The following is a 17,385-nucleotide window of genomic DNA, read 5'->3' on the forward strand; positions in this document are numbered from 1 at the left end:
GACCCGCCCGTCAGGGCTGATCCGACATCAACACTTCGATTCCGCTGACAACCAACCTATTACACCGCACCGACAAGAATGATCGATGCAGTTCAGAGCGCTCTGACTCCCTCGGCGGGATGAATCCAGCATACGAGCGGGTAAACCTCGTCGAGGTCCCGGGAAACACATCGGGGAATACACTCAATTCCACTGAGTGAAAGATCGGATGGTGGTGATGGCAGGCAACACGGGCACCCCGGGGCAGTCGGTCGCGGCGCGCCTACTCACAGTGCTGGGGGCGTTCGACCGATTCCACCGTGCACTCACCCTGACCGAGATCGCCGAGCGGGCTCAGCTGCCCGTACCGACTGTGCACCGGTTGGTCCGTGAACTCGAGACCTGGGGGGCGCTCACCCGTCGACCCGACAGCCGGTTCGTCGTCGGCCGACGGTTGTGGGATCTGGGTCTGCTCGCGCCGATCCAGTCCGGTATCCGGGAGGTGGCCGCGCCATTCTTGCAGGACCTCTATGCCGCCACCTTTGCGACGGTTCACCTCGCTGTCCGCGATGGGATTCAGGTGCTCTATCTGGATCGACTGTCGGGCCGCGCATCGGTCCCGGTCGTCAGTCGCGTCGGCAGTCGACTGCCACTGCACTCCACCGGTGTCGGGAAAGTTCTGCTGGCGCACGCTCCCGACGAGATCCGGCGGGCCGCGATGGCCGACCTCCGGCCGATGACCCGTCACACCATCGTCGCCCCGGGTATGCTCGACCGACAGCTCCGCCAGATCCGGCAACAGGGATACGCGACAACCTCCGAGGAGATGACGCTCGGCGCCTGTTCGATCGCGGTTCCGGTGCGCAACGGCGAGGACGTGGTCGCCGCCCTGGGTGTGGTGGTCCCGTCGCTGGGGCGCAATCGGGCCAGTCTGGTGGCTGCGGCACAGGTGGCCGCCCAAGGTGTGGGCCGCACGCTGCACGGGGTGGTGCCGGCCGAGGACCGCACTTGAGCATGACTTCGTCGAGTTCGGGAACAACGGGCGACCGGCCTACGCCCCGTCTCTGTCGTCCAGTGCGCCGAGGAACGCGTCGATCCGCGGCCATGTGTATGTCGCGGCGTCGCTGCCCGCGATCAGTCCGAGGTGGCTGGTCTCGACAGTGGTGAAGTGGACCTCTGGGGAATCGGCGAAGATCTCCACGCCGTGCCGCGCGGCGGCCCAGCTGACGATCGCGTCGCGATGACTGCCGAACAACTGGATCGGTGTTCCCACAGAGGTCAGGTCGACCTGTCTGCCATCGAAATCGAGTACACCACAGGCGAGTTCATCCCGATAGACCAGATTCTCCCACATCTGTTCGGCCAGTTTTCCGGGGTAACCCGGCAGCGCGTCCTGGAACCAGTCGATGACCTGCATCCGGGCCAGAGCCTCGGTGTTGTCTGCGTTTCGCACAATATAGCCGGGCTTCTTGATCTCCCGTTCCCATGCGGTCGCCCGATAGGCGACGCGGACCAGCGGCGCCGGGATGCCACCCATCGCCTTCAGCGTGTACGTGACCGGCGCCGGACCGATCGGCCGGATGATCCGCTTCACCAGCGGATAGGGCTGCACCAGAGAGTAATTCAGTGGTGTGCCGATGGCGGTGATCGATCGCACCGGCAACTCGGGGTGAGCGCCGACGGTCAGGAACGCCACTGTGCCTCCGAGGCTCCAGGCCGCGAGGTCGACCTGACCGGTCTCCGCCGCGAAGTCGGCGATCACCTGTCCGATCGCGTCGGGCACGATGTCGTCGAAGAAATCCGCGAAGCCGAGATGCCGGTCGGCATAGTGCATCTCGCCGAAGTCGACCAGATAGGGCACGCGACCGGTGGAGAGTAGGAAGGAGACCAGCGACATATCCGGGGCGAGGTCGTAGCAGCGGGCCGGGACGGCCAGTGGTGGCACGAGAAGCACGGGCAGTCGGCCGGCCGATCGCGCCGCGGCGAGGTCGGCGTCGGACCCGTATCGCACCAGCCGTCGATGCGGACCGTCGGCGAGGAGTGTGTGCGGGGTCGGTTGATCGTCGACGACGCGTTCACCGCGGGTCAACCGGTACAGGGTGCGGACGCCGTCAAACATGCGTGTGTTCCACCGTCGAGTCAGTCACGTCGTGCGATCCTACGTGGGATGTCGTCGTGTCCGGCGGCACAGCATGCGCGGGAGGGCGAAAGCGTGTACTACCTGGCGGCATTGGTCGTGTTCCTGATCGAGCTGGTTGCCCTGGGGGCGTTCGCGTCGCTCGGTCTGGCGTGGTGCGGGACCGGCGTACTCGGCTGGGTCGTCACAGTGGTCCTGTTGGTCGCCGTGATCACCTTCTGGTCACTCTTCATGGCACCGAAGGCCCCGCGTCGATTCCGTCCGGTGCCATATTACCTGGCCAAGGCCGTCATTTACCTGGCCGCGGCATACGCGCTCTATCGCGCGGCCCCCGTCGCGGCGCTGATCTTCGTCGGGGTGGCGGCTGTTTCCGAGCCGTTGTTCCACCGTCACAACATCGGGCAGGACGGATCTCCGCGGGGCTGACCCCACGTCGCGGTCAGCCGCCGGCAGCCGCCAGGATCGCCCGCGCGTAGGCCTCCGAACGATCCGACCCGATGATGCCCGGTGCCATCTTGTTCATCACGTACGAGACCGTCATCTTCTGCAGGGGGAACATCACCGTCATCGATCCACCCCAACCACCCCAGAAGCAGATCCGCTCATCGGGAAGGTACGACAACGTCGCGGGCTCGGGCAGCCCAAAGCCGATACCCCAGCGCAACGGCACGCCGAGCACGAGATCGACGCCGCGTGCCTGTTCGTCGAAGATCTGGTCGATGGTCTTGTCCGACAACAGGTTGACACCGTCGACGGTTCCGCCGCGCGAGATCGTCGACATCACGCGCACCAGGGCGCGGGCGTTGGTGTGACCGTTCAGGGCGCCCATGTCCGCACGGCGCCACGGGATCGTGTTGGCGGCGCTCGCCTCCGCGGCCGGACCGGTGAACGTCTTGAACATCGGGGAATCGGTCGGTAGCGAAGCGACATCGATCTCCAACGGTGGTGGCGGGATGATCTCGGCAATCCGATCGTCGTCGGCCGGGGTGGCACCGATCTGGAGGTCGGCCCCGAGCGGTCCGGCGATCTCGTCGGCCACGAACTGCTTGAGATGTTTGCCGGTCACCCGTCGCACGATCTCCCCGAGCAGGTGTCCGTAGTCCTGTGCGTGATAGCCCGACGCCGTACCCGGCTCCCACCACGGGGCCTGGCGCGCGAGATGTTCGATCGCAGTGTCCCAGGCGTACATGTCGGCGACGGCAAATGGCTTCTCCCAGCCGGAGACGCCGGAGGTGTGCGCCATGATGTGGCGCACCTCGATGGACTCCTTCCCGTTCTGCGCGAATTCGGGCCAGTACGTGGCGACCGGGGCGTGCAGGTCGACGAGCCCACGCTCGACGAGAATCAGCACCGACAGCGCGGTGATCTCCTTCGTCGTCGACCACACGTTCACGATCGTGTTGCGTTCCCACGGCAGGGTCTGCGCGGCGTCGCGGTGGCCGCCCCAGATGTCGACGACGACGTCGCCGTCGATGTCGACCGCGATGGCTGCCCCCACCTCCTCGCCTGCGGCGAGTTGGGCGGCGAGCTCGTCGCGCACCCGGTCGAAGCGTGGATCCGTGTGTCCGTGGACCTCGACGGTGTCGGACATGGCGGCCTCCTCGCCGGTGGTGGCGGGGCGCCACACCTGCACTGACTGTAGAACCGTGGGTCGGTCTGTGGTGTCGGATCGCGAGACAGGCGCGGGGCCACACGTCGGTCCGGTAACGTCCCGACCAAGCATTTGTTTGGTGGCGGTACCGTCATCCCGGGAAGCCGCCGTCGGACACTGCTGCGGACGCCGGCGCCGGACATGAGGAGGTCGCAAATGATCGACGTGGACCGATATGGGCCCTGGGCGGTGATTGCCGGCGGGTCCGAGGGCGTCGGCGCCGGATTCGCCCGGCAGCTCGCCGACGCCGGCGTGAATCTGGTCCTCATCGCCCGTAAGCCCGGACCGCTCGAGGACACTGCGACCGAGATGCGCGGGCGCGGAGTCGAGGTCCGCACCCTCACGGCTGATCTGACCCAGCCGTCGTCGATCGAGGAGATCGCGTCGGCGACCGACGATATCGACGTCGGCCTGTTGATCTACAACGCCGGCGCGAACAGTTACGGCCGGGCATTTCTCGATGGTGAGCTCGACGGCTTCCGTTCGGTTCTGGACCTGAACGTCACCGGTCAGCTGGCGCTGGTCCATCGGTTCGGCCGGCGGATGCGCGATACCGGACGCGGCGGCATCATCCTGGTGGGCTCGATGAGTGGCTATCTGGGCTCACGCGAGCAGAGCATCTACGGCGGCGTGAAGGCATTCGGGCGCATCTTCGCCGAGTCGCTGTGGCTGGAGCTCCGCGGTTACGGGATCGACGTCCTGGAGCTGATTCTCGGGGTCACCCGGACACCCGCGATGCAACGTGCCGGACTCGACTTCGACATCCCGGGCATGCGGGTGGCCGAACCGGACGATGTCGCGGCCGAGGGTCTGGCACATCTGACCGATGGTCCGGTGTGGATCGCGGGCGGTAACGGACGGGCCGTCGAGAAGCGTAACGGCACGGACCGTGCCGCTCTGGTGCTCGGTGCCGACGAGGCGATGCGGCAGATGCTGCCGCGTGAGCGGTCGGGCCGCTGATGGTGCGGATCGGTCTCAACAGTCCCATCGTGACGCAGTTCCCCGGTGCGCACTCGGACTGGGAGACGGAGGCGGGGATCGGAGACCTCGCGCGGATCGCTGCTACCGCCGATCGTCTCGGCTTCGATCACCTCACGTGCAGTGAGCACGTGGCCGTCCCCGTCGCGGTGGCCGACGAGCGAGGTGGCACCTACTGGGATCCGCTGGCCACCTTCGGTTTCCTGGCCGCCCGCACCGAACGGATTCGGCTGGCGACACAGGTACTCGTGCTGGGGTACCACCACCCGTTGGAGATCGCGAAGCGGTACGGAACCCTCGACGCGATCAGCGGCGGGAGGCTGGTCCTGGGAGTCGGGGTCGGCTCACTCGAGCAGGAGTTCGAGCTGCTCGGTGCGTCGTTCGACGATCGCGGTGCCCGTGCCGACGACGCACTGCGTGCATTGCGGGCGGCTCTTTCCTCGGAACGTCCGGAATACCATGGTGCGCACTATGATTTCGCCGACGTCGTGGTCCGGCCGGCCGCCGTTGCGCCGCGTGTGCCGATCTGGATCGGCGGGCGAACCGTGAGGTCGTTGCGCCGGGCCGTGGAACTCGGCGACGGCTGGGTGCCGTTCGGGCTCGGCCGCCACAGGTTGCGTGAGATGCTCGGCGACGTGGACCGCCCCGATGGTTTCGAGGTGGTGCTGGCGGCCGGCTCGATCGATCCGACCGCCGAGCCGGAGGCCGCGCGCGATGCCGTGGCGCGCACGGTCGAAGCGGGTGCGACGATCGTGGACGTGACGATCCGGGCATCGTCGACCGACCACCACCTCGAACAGCTCGAGGCGACGGCCGAGTTGTTCGGGACGAATTGAGTTGTCGGCACGTGGATTCGAGTGACAGGTTCGAGTGAGTGACAGGACGGAGATCGCCGTGGAAGATCGAGCGGTGGAAGATCGAGCTGTGGACGACCGGCTGGCAGCACTCGAGGCACGGGTGCGCCGACTGGAGGATTCCGAGGAGATCGCGCAGCTGATCGCCTCGTACGGCCCGCTGGTCGACGACGGTGACGCCGAGAACGTCGCGCAACTCTGGGACCGACACGGCTCCTATGACGTCGACGGCCTGTCGATGACGGGTCGCGACGACATCGCCGCGATGGTGCGATCGCGTCCCCATCAGGCACTGATCGCCGAAGGATGTGCCCATGTCCTCGGCCCGGTGCGCGTCCACGTCGACGGGAACAGTGCTGTGGCGGTGTGCCATTCGCTGCTCATCCGGCACCAGGACCACGGCTTTGTGGTCCACCGTGCGACGGCCAACCATTTCACCCTCGACCGGACCGCCGACGGCTGGAAGATCGGGTGCCGGACGAGCCGCGCACTCGACGGGCAGGAGCGTGCCCACCTGCTGCTCGGTGCAGGAGTCCGGGGTGAACATCCGTGAATCCGGTGGCGTAGGCGTGACGCCCACTGCTATTCTCCCGAGGTCCGTGCGAGAGAACTGAGGAGGTGATCACCCGTGAACGTATCGACGTGGGTGCTCCTCTCCGGGGTCACGGTCGGGCGATAGGTCGCCTGAGGAGTGCCGTTCAACGAGCACTCCCGAAAGGCACGACCATGCACTTGCACTTCACTTCCGAAAAGCGCCTCGACGACGGCACTCTCGAGCGCGAATTCACCCTGGGCGAGGTCCCCGGCATCCTGTGGACACCCACGACGTCACCAGCGCCGCTGATCCTGCTCGGCCACCCCGGCGGATTGCGAAAGATGTACCCGCGTTTGGCGGGCCGCGCCCGGAGTTCGGTGGCGAACGGCTTCGCCGCGGCCACCATCGAGCTTCCCGGCAGCGGTGACCGGCCTCGATCGGCCGACGCCGAGCAGGCCCGCGCCGACCTGCGCCGGGCGCTGGCGACCGGGGAGTCGGTCGACGAGATCGTCGACCGACTCGTGCTCCCGCTCGTCGAGACGGCGGTCCCGGAATGGCAGTCCGCCCTGGACGAACTGCTCTCACTGCCGGAGATCCGCGGCCCGGTCGGGTACTCGGGTGGGGTGATCGCGATCGGTGTCCGGCTGGCGGTGGTCGAACCTCGGATCGCCGCTGCCGGCCTCTTCGCCGGGAGCTTCGTCCCCCGCGCCATGATCGACGAAGCCCGTCAGATCACGATTCCGCTGCACGTCCTGCTGCAGTGGGACGACGAAGGAAACGACCGGCAACTGGCACTCGATCTGTTCGACGCCTTCGGCTCCCAGGAGAAGACCCTGCAGGCCAACATGGGCGGGCACACGGGCGTCCCGCAGTACGCGGGAGACGACGCAGCCAGGTTCTTCGTCCGGCACCTGACATGAGCGCCGGCCCGGGAGTGACCTGGAGTGCCGGTCGGGGTGCCTACAGTCCCATGTCGCGGCCGATGAGGTCCTTCATGATCTCCGTCGTCCCACCGAAGATGGTCTGGATGCGGGAGTCGGTGTAGGCCCGGGCAACCCGGTACTCGTTCATGTAGCCGTAGCCGCCGTGCAGCTGCAGGCACTGGTCGATGACCTTCTTGGCCAGCTCGGTGCACCACCACTTGTTCTTGGCGGCATCCACGGCGGTCAGCTCGCCGTCGACCACCGCGCGCAGGCAGCGATCGATGTACTGCTCGGCGATGTCGAGCTCGGTGGACATCTCGGCCAGGGTGAAGCGATTGTGCTGGAAGGAGCCGATCGGTTGCCCGAAAGCCTTGCGGTCCTTGACGTACTGGAGGGTCTCGTCGAAGACCGCACGGGCGCCGGCGATCGCACCGAGGCCGATGGAGAGTCGCTCCGACGGCAGATTCGCCATCAGATGATAGAAACCCCGGCCCTCTTTGCCCAGGAGGTTCTCGACGGGCACGCGTACATCGTTGAAGTGCAGTTCGGCCGTGTCCTGGGCCCTGAGGCCCATCTTGTCGAGCTTGCGTCCGCGCTCGAAGCCTTCCATGCCGCGCTCGACGACGAGCAGCGAGAACGCCTTGTGGCCTGCGGCGGGATCGGCGTTCGTCCGGCAGACCACGACGACAAGGTCGGAGTTGATACCTGCCGAGATGAAGGTCTTGTTGCCGTTCAGGATGTAGTGGTCGCCGTCGCGCTTCGCCGACGTCTTGATCCCGGCGAGGTCGCTGCCGGCACCGGGCTCGGTCATCGCCACCGCGAGAATGGTTTCGCCGGTGGCGATCCCCGGCATCCACCGCTTCCGCTGCTCGTCGTCGGCCAGGTTCAGGAAGTATGGGACGAGGACGTCGTTCTGCAGGCTCAATCCGGGTGCGGCACCGCCGAAGCGGGCGAACTCCTCGACCACCACGGCATTGAACCGGAAGTCGTCGGTGCCGCCGCCGCCGAACTCCTCCGGAATGTTGAAGCCGAGCAGTCCGGCGTCGCCGGCCTTCTTGTAGACCTCACGATCGATCTGTCCGTTGGCCTCCCACTTCTCCACGTTGGGGGCGCATTCACGGGCCAGGAACTCACGTGCGGTCGCCCGCAACTGCTCGTGTTCGGACTCGAAGACGGTGCGTTTCATGGTGTTACCTCAACTCCTCGGTGTGGTTCGGGTGATGGTCAGGGGTTGGTGGTCGGCCGGGCACCGACGGCGCGCAGTGAGGTCGCGGCATAGGAGGCCGCCACCTCCGCGGGTGATCGGGTGCCGGACGGGTGGTACCAGGTGGTGACCTCCTGGCAGGCGCCGAGCAGATAGCGGAGCGACTCCTTGATGTCTCCCGCGACCTGGAAGTCGCCCGAGTCGATGCCTCGTCGCAGGATGCCCTCGAGGAGATCTTCCACCTCGGTGCGCATCCCGACATAGTGCTGCCGGTGGGGGTTGTCGTGGTCCAGATACCGGAGTTCGCGAGCGACACTTGCCAGTTCGAGGTCGGCCGTCATGTGCAGCACGATGGCCTCGACCGCATTCGACAGTTGTTCGGGCGGCGTGCCGGCGTCGCTGATCGCTGCGCGGACCCGGCCGAGGACCGAACTCATGCCCGCTTCGAGGAGCGCGACCAGGATGCCCTGCTTGTTCTCGTGGTGGTAATAGAGAGTGGGCAGCGAGACCCCGGCGCGAGCCGCGATGTCGCGGATCGACGTGCCGTGGAAGCCCCGATCGTGAAAGGCGTCCTTCGCCGCCGCGAGTGTGACCGGGAAGGCGATGGGCTCGATCTGGCGCCAATCCCCAGGGTTCACCCCGGTCGCGGGCGAGGTCTCAGACACGTTCGATGATCGTGGCATTCGCCATGCCTGCACCTTCACACATCGTCTGTAGTCCGTAGCGGCCGCCGGTCGCCTCGAGGTGATTGACGAGCGTGCTGAGTAGGCGGGTGCCCGACGATCCGAGTGCATGGCCGAGGGCGATCGCCCCGCCGCGCGCGTTCAGCTTGGCCGGGTCCGCGCCGAACTCCTGTGCCCATGCGAGCGGCACCGACGCGAAGGCCTCGTTGACCTCGTAGGCATCCAGGTCGTCGATAGACAGACCGGACCGTTCGAGGATCTTGCGGGTCGCCGGGATGGGTGCGGTGAGCATGAAGACCGGGTCGTCGCCCGCGAGGGAAAACGAGTGGAACCGGGCCCGTGGGGTGAGGCCGAGTTTGGACGCCATCGTGTCACTCATGATGAGCGCGGCGGACGCGCCGTCGGTGAGCGGCGACGAGTTGCCCGGCGTGATGTGCCAGTTGATCTCCGGGAATCGCTGCGCGTACTCCTCGGAGTAGAACGACGACTTGAGTCCGGACAGCTTCTCGGAAGTGGTGGACGCACGGACGGTTTCGTCGACGGTGTGGGTGGACGTCTCACCATCGGCGTTGGTGACGTCGATGGGAATGATCTCCCGATCGAAGAAACCGTCGGCCGCGGCCTGCGCCGCGCGGCGGTGCGACTCGGCCGCGAAGGCGTCGAGGGCGTCGCGGTCGAACTTCCACTTGGCGGCGACGAGCTCGGCGGAGATGCCCTGTCCGACCAGGCCGTCGGGGTAGCGGGCCGCGATGCTGGGGCCGTACGGGTTCTGACCGGCGACGGTGAAGCCCATCGGGACCCGGCTCATCGATTCCACGCCTGCCGCGATCACCACGTCGTAGGCGCCCGCGATGACGCCCTGTGCGGCGAAGTGGGCGGCCTGCTGGCTGGAGCCGCACTGGCGGTCGACGGTGGTGGCCGGCACGGACTCCGGGAAGCCCGCCGACAGCAGCGCGGTGCGGGAGATGTTGAGGGCCTGCTCGCCGGCCTGTCCGACGCAGCCGCCGATGACGTCGTCGACCAGCGCCGGATCGATGTCGTTGCGCTCGACGAGGGTGCGGAGGACGTGGGCGAGCAGCTCCACCGGCTGGGTCTCGGAGAGTGCGCCTCCCGGCTTACCCTTTCCGGAGGCGAGGCGGACGACGTCGACGATGACGGCTTCAGGCATGAGGGTTCCTCCCGGATACGGATATGCACGGATATGCACGGATATGCACGCGGCGCCGAGACAGGGTGAAGGGCGCCGATCTAACGCTCGTTCTACGTGTCTAGCACGGCGGAACCCGCGGAATCAATACCTCCGCGGGTTCCGTTCGCGTGGTCAGACGGCTAGACCGTTCGGGCTAGACCGCGCCGCGGTCTGCGTCCCCGGCGGGTACCGCCGTGAATGTCTTCACGTCGAGCGGGCCGGCGAGCAGGTTGCCGATCGCGGCACCGAGTTCGGTGAGGGCAGGTGCGCCGCCGTGGGTGGCCAGCGCGTCCATCGACTCCCACTTCTCGATCATCACCAGGTCCGTCGAGTCGCCGGTGGCCTCGTTCAGCGAGTACTTCATGCACCCGGGTTCCGCGTGGACCTTGGGGATCGCGGCGAGAACGGCATCCTTGACGGCGGCCTCCTCACCGGGTTTGGGGGAGATGGTGGCGACGACGATCACTGGCGACATGCGAGACGGCTCCTTGGGTAGATCTTGATGGTGATGATCACCGTCCGACGTTAGGGCATCGGCCGGTGCTGATGGGGAGTTCCCCCAAAACTCCTGTCCACAGTAGGTTTTCAGTCCTTCCGTGGCTGCTCGAGGTACGCGACGATTGCGTTGGTGAGACCGCGACGTGCCTCGTCGAGATCCGAGTACGTACCGAGCTGCGCCTCGGAGACCATGCCACGCAGCGCGCCCGGGATGAACGCGGCGACCTCGCGGACCCGGACCGGGTCGACGTCAAGGTCCGCGAACGCCTTCTGGCAGGACCGCGCCCAGCTCTCCTTCCACGAGGCGAGCTCGGCGGCGGTGTTCGGGTAGAGACGTTCGAGCTCCGCATGATCGCGGGGCAGAGCTGCCCGCAGATTCTCGAGCGCGCGCGCGTCGACCGACGTCGTCAGGCCGACGAACAGCATCTCGACGATCTCCGCGACACGTCGGGGCAGCGGCGCCGTGTTGTTCTCGCGATACGGGAGTTCTCCACGTCGTTCCGCGCTGCGTTGCAGGACGGCCGCCCACAGTCCGTCGACATCACCGAACTGGTACTTGACGGTGCCCCAGGTGGCGCCGATGTCCTTCGCGATGCGATTGGCGGACACCGAGCCGGGACCGCCAGACGCCAGAGATCTCAGCGCGGCGTCGAGCATTGCCTGACGGGTGGCGACGCCACGGCGGTTGGTCCGTCGGCCGCTGACGCCCGCTCGGGTGGTCATGCCTGCCGATCCTAGCCGGGTCCGCGATGTTTTCGTAGAACCCCCTGTCATTCTTTCGTAGAACCCACTACCATTTTGGATGCCCAGACCTCGGCGTGCTGGAAAGGACGATCGACATGGCGAAACCGCCCCTCTCCATGGAGCCGACGGGATGGTTCCAGGTTGCGTGGTCGGCGGAGATCACCGAACGCGACGTGCGCACGATGAAGTACTTCGGCAGGGAGATGGTCGCCTGGCGTTCCGCGTCCGGAGTGGTGTCGGTGTTCGACGCCTACTGCGAACACCTCGGCGCCCACCTGGGCTTCGGCGGCCACGTCGAGGGTGAGAACCTCGTGTGCCCGTTCCACGGGTGGGAATGGAACGGCGAGGGTCGAAATGTGTGCATCCCGTACGAGAACCGCCCCAACAAGGGCCGACGGATCCGCAGCTATCCCACCGTCGAGCGGAACGAGGCCGTGTGGATCTGGTACGACGTCGACGGTGGCGCACCGTATTTCGAGGTGCCGGACATCTTCGCGGACTTCGGCGACGGGCGGACGGCGGCGGATTACTACCCGCCGGTGCCGGGTGCGACGTTGCTCCGCGAGGGGCTCGAGATGCACCCGCAGTACGTGATGGAGAACGGGGTCGACTTCGCGCACTTCAAGTTCGTGCACAAGACGCCGTTCATGCCGGAGTTCACCCGGCACGACTTCTCCGGGCCGGTGTCCTATGTCGACTTCACCATCGCGTTCGACGAGGGTGCCACGCTCGAGAACGCCACCAGTGGAGTGGAATCGATCAACGCCGGCCTCGGCTGCTCGGTCACCAAGAGCTGGGGCATGGTCGACAACCGCACCATGCCGGCGGTGACACCGGTTGACGAGTACACCTCGGACATCCGGTTCACCGTGTGGATCGGCCGCAGGCCTGGCGATGAGGACGGGCCGATGACCGAGTACGGCAAGACGATGGCCGACTTCGTCATCGAGCAGTTCGCCGCCGACGTCCACATCTGGTCGCACCAGCGTTACTCGGACCCGCCGGCGTTGTCGCGCAAGGAGTATCAAGGCTTCACTGCGCTGCGTGAGTGGGCCGGACAGTTCTACCCCGACGGCGGACCCGCCGGCCCCGACCCCGTACGGCCCGAGAGTGGCGCCGTCCGCGCGGCGTCTTCATCACGACAGGAAGGCATTAGCAGATGAGTACCCCCGACACGATCCGCGTATTCCAGGTGGCCACCGGAAATCTGGGCACCGAGATGATCGGCAGGATTCAGAATCACCCGGATCTCGAACTGGTCGGATTGCATTGCTACACAGCGGACAAGATCGGGCGCGACGCCGGCGAGATCGTCGGGCTCGACCCGGTCGGGGTGATCGCGACGGGATCGGTCGACGAGATCATCGCCGCGAAGCCCGATGTGCTGACCTTCCACGGTGTGTTTCCCGACGAGGATCTCTATGTACGGGTGCTCGAGGCCGGTATCGACATCGTCACCACGGCGGACTGGATCACCGGCTTCCACCGCAACACCAACCATCCGCACCCGAGTGGCCGCAAGACCACCGAGATCCTCGAAGAGGCTTGTCAGAAGGGCGGTTCCACGTTCTACGGGACCGGCATGAATCCGGGCGCGTGCCAGGTGTTGGGCATCGTGGGATCGATGGACGTCGCCGACATCGAGAACGTCACGGTCACCGAGTCGGTCGACGTCTCGTGTCACCACTCGGTCGACACATGGAAGGCGGTCGGATACGGACGCCCGGTGGACGATCCGTCGATCCCGGACTCGCTGCGCAAGTACACCGAGGTCTTCGCCGATTCGGTGTACTTGATGGCCGACTGCTTCGACCTCGAACTCGACGAGGTGACCTTCAGCTATGAACTCGGGGCGTGCACCAAGGACATCGATCTCGGCTGGTACAGCCTGCCCCAGGGATCGCTGGGCGGCAGCTACATCAAGTACCAGGGCATGGTCGACGGCGTCGCGCGGGTCGAGTCGCATCTGGAATGGCAGATGACCCCCTACACCGATCCGTCGTGGGACATCAAGGGCTGCTACATCACCCAGATCACCGGCGACCCGTCGATCTACAGCAAACACATGATCTTCCCGAAAGCCGGCGTCGATCTGTCCGATCCGTCCTCGTTCGCGTCGATCGGCATGACAGTGACCGGTCTGCCCGCGCTGAACTCCATCAGATCCGTGGTGGCGGCGGGACCGGGAATCCTCACCAGCGCGGATATGCCGTTGCGGGGATTCGCCGGGCGGTTCAAGCTCTGAGAAACATCTTCTGGGGGACACCCCCGCGTAGGGTCGAACCATGGCCAGAACCGTTGCGACCTCCGATTCCGTCGACCGCTCCGCTCTCCTCGACTTCATCCGCCCGCGACATCGGATGGTGCTGAGCACCGTTCGCAGCGACGGCACACCACAGCTGTCGCCGGTGTCCGGTGGCGTCGACGACGAGGGCCGGATCGTCGTCGCCACCTATCCGGGACGGGCGAAGGCCGCCAATGTCCGGCACACGCCGGTGGTCAGCGTGTGCGTGCTGTCGGACGAGTGGAATGCCGCGTGGGTGCAGGTGGACGGCGACGCCGAGGTGCTCGACATGCCGGAGGCCGAGGACGGCCTCGTCGACTACTTCCGCAGCATCTCCGGTGAGCACCCGGACTGGGACGAATACCGCGCCGCCATGCGGTTGCAGGGCAAGTCACTGATCCGGATCACGCCCACCCGGTGGGGCCCGGTGGCCACCGGCGGGTTCCCGGCCGACGTCGCGACGAAGCTCGACGAGCAGGACGGGTGAGTGGCGGCCCCGTCACGCGCGCGCCTTGGCGAACTCTGTCACCAGTGACGCATTGAAGGCGGGCAGGTCGTCGGGCTTGCGGCTGGTGATCAGCGTGTTCGGACCTGATTTGTCCACCACGACCTCCTCGTCGACCCAGGTGCCGCCGGCATTGGTGACGTCGGTGCGCACGCTCGGGTAGGACGTGAGAGTCCGGCCGCGGACGACGTCGGCCTCGATCAGCGTCCACGGCGCGTGGCAGATCGCGGCGACGGGTTTGCCGGCGTCGAAGAAGCTCTTGATGAATCCCACCGCGCTGTCGACGGTGCGCAGGAAGTCGGGATTGGCCACGCCACCGGGCAGGACCAGTGCGTCGTACTCGTCGGCCCTCGTGGTGTCGGTTGTCGCGTCGACCGGAAAGGTGTCGGCCTTGTCGAGGTGATCGAACGCCTGGATGGTTCCGCTCGCGGTCGAGACCAGTTTCGGCGTTCCGCCGGTCGCCTCGACGGTCTTCCACGGCTCGGTGAGTTCCACTTGTTCGGTGCCCTCGGGCGCGACCAGGAATGCGACGGTGATGCGGCTGAGTTCTTCGGGCATGGGCGATGTCCTTTCGGCGTGGGAGAGACCCGACCGCCTGCCGCGCTGTTGGACAGACCCTTCTGAATCCGACCGTACCCCGGTCGTCCGGGCTGTCCACCCGTTACCGGGCGCGTAGCGTGGGCGCCATGTCCGTCACCTCCGATGTCGCCGTCGTCGGGGCCGGGATCATCGGTCTGTCGACGGCATATCACCTTGCCGAACAAGGCCTTTCGGTCACCATCTACGAGTCCGGGGTGCCGGGGCGAGGTCAGTCCGCCGGGCAGTCGAGAATCTTTCGCCACGCCCACGACGATCCGCGTCTGATCGAGTTGGCGGTGCGGGCACGTGAGCTGTGGCGCGGTTGGTCGGATGAGTTCGGAACCGAGCTCGTGTCCGACGACGGCGCCATCGCCCTCGGTGGTGCGGTGCCTCGACGGCTGGCCTTGCTCCGGCAGGCCGGTGTCCCGGTCGAGGCGATCGATCGAGGGGCGCTACGCGAACTCCTTCCGGCGCTCGCCGACTACGACGGTGCCGCGATGATCGATCCGGGCGGCGGCTCCATCCACACCCGCGCGGCGATCGAGGCGCTGCGGTCGCGATTCGCAGACCGGATCGTCGCCGAACAGGTGATCTCCCTTCATCACCGCGGAGACGGCGTCACGGTGCATGCTCCGACCACGCTCGGTGACCACGGCGCGGTGGTCATCTGTGCGGGTCGTGGTACTGCTGCCCTGGCTCGTGGTGTCGGCCTGGCACTACCGGTGCGGCTGGGCGCACATGTGCGGGTGTCGTTCGCGACTCGCGGGCGTGTGGATCGCCTGCCGACGTTGCAGGACGGGAGTGGCGCGTTCGGTGCCACGGGTGTGTACGCGGCTGCGTACCCGGACCGTTCGGGATACGGACTCGGACTGTCGGAGAACGTCGAGGCACACGATGACGGTGCCATCGACGACGGGCCTCGTCTCACTCGGTTGGCCTCCGCCGCAGCCGAATACGTCGAGCGGGCGCTGCCGGGTATGGACCCGACGCCTCGTGACGTCGTGCATTGCTGGGTCACCGCGCTGCCCTGGGGTGACGACGGGGTGGCGATCTGGCAGGCCGGCCGGATCTTCGCCGTGGCGGGTCACAACTTGTTCAAGCACGCGCCGGTGATCGGGGCGGCCGGCGCCGATGCGGTACGGGCCGGGCGGGTGCCGGCGGGATTCACCGCCGACGATCGGTTGGGCGCGGCCGAGTGATGGTGATGTCGGCGCAGTGATGGTTGCTGCGGGCGATGTGGCGGTTGCTGTCGGCGGGGAATGGGTTGCTGTGGGCGATGTGGCGGTTGCTGTCGGCGGGGAATGGGTTGCCGTCAGCGGTCGTTCGGGCGCCAGCGCAGGATTTCCAGGGCCGCGGCCACGTCGACGAGATTCTCGCCGATCGGTCGGGGGAGGAGCTCGTCGGCTCGGGCCAGACGTCGGATGACGGTGTTGCGATGGGCGTACAGACGCTCGGCGGTGCGAGAAGTGTTGCACTGTTCGGTGATCCATGTGCGGACTGTCTCGATCACGTCGATGTCGGCGGTGGCGAGGTGGCCGAGGGTGTCGGTGAGGAACTCCTCGGTGGCGGTCGGGTCGGTGGTCAGCAAGGCGACCAGCCGGACATCTTCGTGACGGGCCACCTGCTGCGGCGACGCCAACTGCGCGACCAGGCGCTGTGTGGCCAGCGCCTGGAAATGACTGCGGCGGAATCCGTCGAGGTCGTGGCCGGGCCGTCCGAACGCGACCCGGACCCGCGGGTGATCGGAGATCGTACGGATTGTCGGCACCGCGGTCGTCGGCAGCCAGATCCACAGGGCGGCGGCGCTCGCGACGACGGTGAGTCGGTCCCGGTGTTCGGACGCCTTGGTCACCGCGTCCGCGACGGCCTCGAGGTCATGGGCGGCGTCGCTGCCCGCGTCGCTCCAGATCACCGCCGCGGTGTGGGGACCGCTGAGCCGGTAACCCAACTGCGTCTGGGCCCGGCTCGCCGGGATCGGTGCGCCCTCGAGGAGCAATGCGACTGTCGCCCGGCGCTCGGCGTGGGTGCCCCTGGTCAGATCCGCCCGCTCCGCCTCCATCCGTGCCGACATCGCCGCGACGGTGTCGTCGATGAACGTCGAGATCGACAACGACGACAGTTCGAGCAATTCGCGGAGCTCGGCCGGATCGTCGGTGAGGTCGAAACAGATGTCCATCCAGCGGCGCCACGCCACGGTCTGGGCCGTCCGGTAGGAGTCCAGCGAGGATTCACCGAGGCCACGTCGCACCAGGTCGCGCGCGGTGTCCAGGATGTCGGCGGTGAGGTTCACCGGGACCCGTCGGCCGGGTTCGTGAATGTTCGCGGCCGCCCAGTGCAGCATGTTGGCGAGGTTGGTGCGACGTGCACCTTCGGCGAGTACCGGGTCGTCGGCGACGGTGGTCATCCGGACGCCGCCCAGCGCCGCCGCGTGCATCTCCTCGATCCACTCGTCCGGCGGGTTCAGGGCGGTCTCGGCGCCCCGCCTCAGCAGTTCTCGAATCCGCTCCGACGGTCTCGGCCAATCCGGCATACCGACTGTCATGTGCACAATTCTGCACCACTCGCGTCCGGTCGTTGTTGCACTTTGCCCCTGGCGTTGGGCCGCGCGGCTGCGCATGCTGGTAGGAGCACCATGACCGCGA

General features: G+C 66.9%; 19 protein-coding genes. 10 read left to right on the plus strand and 9 right to left on the minus strand.

Annotated features, from left to right (window positions below; all coding sequences use genetic code 11):
* Positions 1–217: 217 nt before the first annotated feature.
* Positions 218–991, plus strand: coding sequence for an IclR family transcriptional regulator (locus tag ACLQ3I_RS22690; RefSeq protein ID WP_425805006.1), 774 nt, complete (start codon positions 218–220; stop codon positions 989–991).
* A gap of 39 nt (positions 992–1,030) precedes the next feature.
* Here the strand turns inward: ACLQ3I_RS22690 and ACLQ3I_RS22695 are convergent, their stop codons facing one another.
* A complete protein-coding gene (locus ACLQ3I_RS22695) occupies positions 1,031–2,098 on the minus strand; it encodes an alpha/beta hydrolase (protein WP_425805009.1) in 1,068 nt (355 codons plus the stop codon).
* 48 nt (positions 2,099–2,146) lie between these two features.
* On the opposite strand from ACLQ3I_RS22695, the gene ACLQ3I_RS22700 reads away from it, so the two are divergent.
* Positions 2,147–2,542, plus strand: coding sequence for a YrdB family protein (locus ACLQ3I_RS22700; protein WP_425805011.1), 396 nt, complete (start codon positions 2,147–2,149; stop codon positions 2,540–2,542).
* 13 nt (positions 2,543–2,555) lie between these two features.
* On the opposite strand, the gene ACLQ3I_RS22705 is transcribed toward ACLQ3I_RS22700, so the two are convergent.
* Positions 2,556–3,707, minus strand: a complete 1,152-nt coding sequence (locus ACLQ3I_RS22705) for a serine hydrolase domain-containing protein (protein WP_425794651.1) — start codon at positions 3,705–3,707, stop codon at positions 2,556–2,558.
* 216 nt (positions 3,708–3,923) lie between these two features.
* Here ACLQ3I_RS22705 and ACLQ3I_RS22710 point away from each other — a divergent pair, with 216 nt between their 5' ends.
* The 4 genes from ACLQ3I_RS22710 (at position 3,924) to ACLQ3I_RS22725 (ending at position 7,054) form a co-directional block, all read left to right on the plus strand.
* Positions 3,924–4,727 (plus strand): SDR family NAD(P)-dependent oxidoreductase, encoded by an 804-nt coding sequence (locus tag ACLQ3I_RS22710; RefSeq protein ID WP_425805013.1) that lies wholly within the window; start codon positions 3,924–3,926, stop codon positions 4,725–4,727.
* 2 nt (positions 4,728–4,729) lie between these two features.
* Positions 4,730–5,581 (plus strand): LLM class F420-dependent oxidoreductase, encoded by an 852-nt coding sequence (locus ACLQ3I_RS22715; protein ID WP_425794664.1) that lies wholly within the window; start codon positions 4,730–4,732, stop codon positions 5,579–5,581.
* Between the two features lie 34 nt (positions 5,582–5,615).
* Positions 5,616–6,152: a nuclear transport factor 2 family protein gene (locus tag ACLQ3I_RS22720; RefSeq protein WP_425805016.1), complete on the plus strand. Its 537-nt coding sequence runs from the start codon at positions 5,616–5,618 to the stop codon at positions 6,150–6,152.
* A 179-nt stretch (positions 6,153–6,331) separates the two neighbouring features.
* Positions 6,332–7,054 carry a dienelactone hydrolase family protein gene (locus ACLQ3I_RS22725; protein ID WP_425805130.1) on the plus strand — a complete coding sequence of 241 codons (723 nt, stop codon included), beginning with the start codon at positions 6,332–6,334 and terminating at the stop codon, positions 7,052–7,054.
* Positions 7,055–7,094: 40 nt separating this feature from the next.
* On the opposite strand, the gene ACLQ3I_RS22730 is transcribed toward ACLQ3I_RS22725, so the two are convergent.
* The 5 genes from ACLQ3I_RS22730 to ACLQ3I_RS22750 all read right to left on the minus strand — a co-directional run bounded on the left by ACLQ3I_RS22730 (position 7,095) and on the right by ACLQ3I_RS22750 (position 11,354).
* Complete coding sequence (locus ACLQ3I_RS22730; protein WP_425794648.1) at positions 7,095–8,243, minus strand: acyl-CoA dehydrogenase family protein; 1,149 nt, start codon at positions 8,241–8,243, stop codon at positions 7,095–7,097.
* Positions 8,244–8,281: 38 nt separating this feature from the next.
* The gene (locus ACLQ3I_RS22735) at positions 8,282–8,926 is read right to left on the minus strand and encodes a TetR/AcrR family transcriptional regulator (protein WP_425794647.1); all 645 of its coding nucleotides are present in this window, start codon (positions 8,924–8,926) and stop codon (positions 8,282–8,284) included.
* Positions 8,919–10,112 (minus strand): thiolase family protein, encoded by a 1,194-nt coding sequence (locus ACLQ3I_RS22740; RefSeq protein ID WP_425794646.1) that lies wholly within the window; start codon positions 10,110–10,112, stop codon positions 8,919–8,921. The genes ACLQ3I_RS22735 and ACLQ3I_RS22740 overlap by 8 nt, the downstream gene beginning before the upstream one ends.
* Positions 10,113–10,287: 175 nt before the next feature.
* Positions 10,288–10,608 carry a putative quinol monooxygenase gene (locus ACLQ3I_RS22745; protein WP_425794645.1) on the minus strand — a complete coding sequence of 107 codons (321 nt, stop codon included), beginning with the start codon at positions 10,606–10,608 and terminating at the stop codon, positions 10,288–10,290.
* Positions 10,609–10,718: 110 nt separating this feature from the next.
* Positions 10,719–11,354 (minus strand): TetR/AcrR family transcriptional regulator, encoded by a 636-nt coding sequence (locus tag ACLQ3I_RS22750; protein WP_425794644.1) that lies wholly within the window; start codon positions 11,352–11,354, stop codon positions 10,719–10,721.
* Positions 11,355–11,470: 116 nt separating this feature from the next.
* Here ACLQ3I_RS22750 and ACLQ3I_RS22755 point away from each other — a divergent pair, with 116 nt between their 5' ends.
* The 3 genes from ACLQ3I_RS22755 to ACLQ3I_RS22765 are packed head-to-tail and all read left to right on the plus strand — an operon-like array spanning position 11,471 to position 14,146.
* Positions 11,471–12,538: a Rieske 2Fe-2S domain-containing protein gene (locus ACLQ3I_RS22755; protein WP_425794643.1), complete on the plus strand. Its 1,068-nt coding sequence runs from the start codon at positions 11,471–11,473 to the stop codon at positions 12,536–12,538.
* Positions 12,535–13,620: a dihydrodipicolinate reductase gene (locus ACLQ3I_RS22760; RefSeq protein ID WP_425794642.1), complete on the plus strand. Its 1,086-nt coding sequence runs from the start codon at positions 12,535–12,537 to the stop codon at positions 13,618–13,620. The genes ACLQ3I_RS22755 and ACLQ3I_RS22760 overlap by 4 nt, the downstream gene beginning before the upstream one ends.
* Positions 13,621–13,660: 40 nt before the next feature.
* Positions 13,661–14,146 (plus strand): PPOX class F420-dependent oxidoreductase, encoded by a 486-nt coding sequence (locus ACLQ3I_RS22765; protein ID WP_425805018.1) that lies wholly within the window; start codon positions 13,661–13,663, stop codon positions 14,144–14,146.
* A gap of 12 nt (positions 14,147–14,158) precedes the next feature.
* Here ACLQ3I_RS22765 and ACLQ3I_RS22770 read toward each other — a convergent pair whose 3' ends face one another.
* Positions 14,159–14,722 carry a type 1 glutamine amidotransferase domain-containing protein gene (locus ACLQ3I_RS22770; protein WP_425794639.1) on the minus strand — a complete coding sequence of 188 codons (564 nt, stop codon included), beginning with the start codon at positions 14,720–14,722 and terminating at the stop codon, positions 14,159–14,161.
* Between the two features lie 128 nt (positions 14,723–14,850).
* Here ACLQ3I_RS22770 and ACLQ3I_RS22775 point away from each other — a divergent pair, with 128 nt between their 5' ends.
* Positions 14,851–15,942 carry an NAD(P)/FAD-dependent oxidoreductase gene (locus ACLQ3I_RS22775; protein ID WP_425805021.1) on the plus strand — a complete coding sequence of 364 codons (1,092 nt, stop codon included), beginning with the start codon at positions 14,851–14,853 and terminating at the stop codon, positions 15,940–15,942.
* A gap of 113 nt (positions 15,943–16,055) precedes the next feature.
* On the opposite strand, the gene ACLQ3I_RS22780 is transcribed toward ACLQ3I_RS22775, so the two are convergent.
* Positions 16,056–17,285, minus strand: a complete 1,230-nt coding sequence (locus ACLQ3I_RS22780) for a PucR family transcriptional regulator (RefSeq protein WP_425794635.1) — start codon at positions 17,283–17,285, stop codon at positions 16,056–16,058.
* Between the last annotated feature and the right edge of the window lie 100 nt (positions 17,286–17,385).

The organism is Gordonia sp. DT101 (assembly GCF_049844895.1).
GTDB lineage: Bacteria > Actinomycetota > Actinomycetes > Mycobacteriales > Mycobacteriaceae > Gordonia.

What these genes read in the sequence shown, in the direction of transcription:
- ACLQ3I_RS22760 (WP_425794642.1), top strand. Translation starts at nt 12,535, where the DNA reads ATGAGTACCCCCGACACGATCCGCGTATTCCAGGTGGCCACCGGAAAT.
- ACLQ3I_RS22705 (WP_425794651.1), bottom strand. Translation starts at nt 3,707, where the DNA reads ATGTCCGACACCGTCGAGGTCCACGGACACACGGATCCACGCTTCGAC.
- ACLQ3I_RS22695 (WP_425805009.1), bottom strand. Translation starts at nt 2,098, where the DNA reads ATGTTTGACGGCGTCCGCACCCTGTACCGGTTGACCCGCGGTGAACGC.
- ACLQ3I_RS22690 (WP_425805006.1), top strand. Translation starts at nt 218, where the DNA reads ATGGCAGGCAACACGGGCACCCCGGGGCAGTCGGTCGCGGCGCGCCTA.
- ACLQ3I_RS22700 (WP_425805011.1), top strand. Translation starts at nt 2,147, where the DNA reads ATGTCGTCGTGTCCGGCGGCACAGCATGCGCGGGAGGGCGAAAGCGTG.
- ACLQ3I_RS22740 (WP_425794646.1), bottom strand. Translation starts at nt 10,112, where the DNA reads ATGCCTGAAGCCGTCATCGTCGACGTCGTCCGCCTCGCCTCCGGAAAG.
- ACLQ3I_RS22710 (WP_425805013.1), top strand. Translation starts at nt 3,924, where the DNA reads ATGATCGACGTGGACCGATATGGGCCCTGGGCGGTGATTGCCGGCGGG.
- ACLQ3I_RS22730 (WP_425794648.1), bottom strand. Translation starts at nt 8,243, where the DNA reads ATGAAACGCACCGTCTTCGAGTCCGAACACGAGCAGTTGCGGGCGACC.
- ACLQ3I_RS22780 (WP_425794635.1), bottom strand. Translation starts at nt 17,285, where the DNA reads ATGACAGTCGGTATGCCGGATTGGCCGAGACCGTCGGAGCGGATTCGA.
- ACLQ3I_RS22755 (WP_425794643.1), top strand. Translation starts at nt 11,471, where the DNA reads ATGGCGAAACCGCCCCTCTCCATGGAGCCGACGGGATGGTTCCAGGTT.
- ACLQ3I_RS22750 (WP_425794644.1), bottom strand. Translation starts at nt 11,354, where the DNA reads ATGACCACCCGAGCGGGCGTCAGCGGCCGACGGACCAACCGCCGTGGC.
- ACLQ3I_RS22765 (WP_425805018.1), top strand. Translation starts at nt 13,661, where the DNA reads ATGGCCAGAACCGTTGCGACCTCCGATTCCGTCGACCGCTCCGCTCTC.
- ACLQ3I_RS22770 (WP_425794639.1), bottom strand. Translation starts at nt 14,722, where the DNA reads ATGCCCGAAGAACTCAGCCGCATCACCGTCGCATTCCTGGTCGCGCCC.
- ACLQ3I_RS22775 (WP_425805021.1), top strand. Translation starts at nt 14,851, where the DNA reads ATGTCCGTCACCTCCGATGTCGCCGTCGTCGGGGCCGGGATCATCGGT.
- ACLQ3I_RS22745 (WP_425794645.1), bottom strand. Translation starts at nt 10,608, where the DNA reads ATGTCGCCAGTGATCGTCGTCGCCACCATCTCCCCCAAACCCGGTGAG.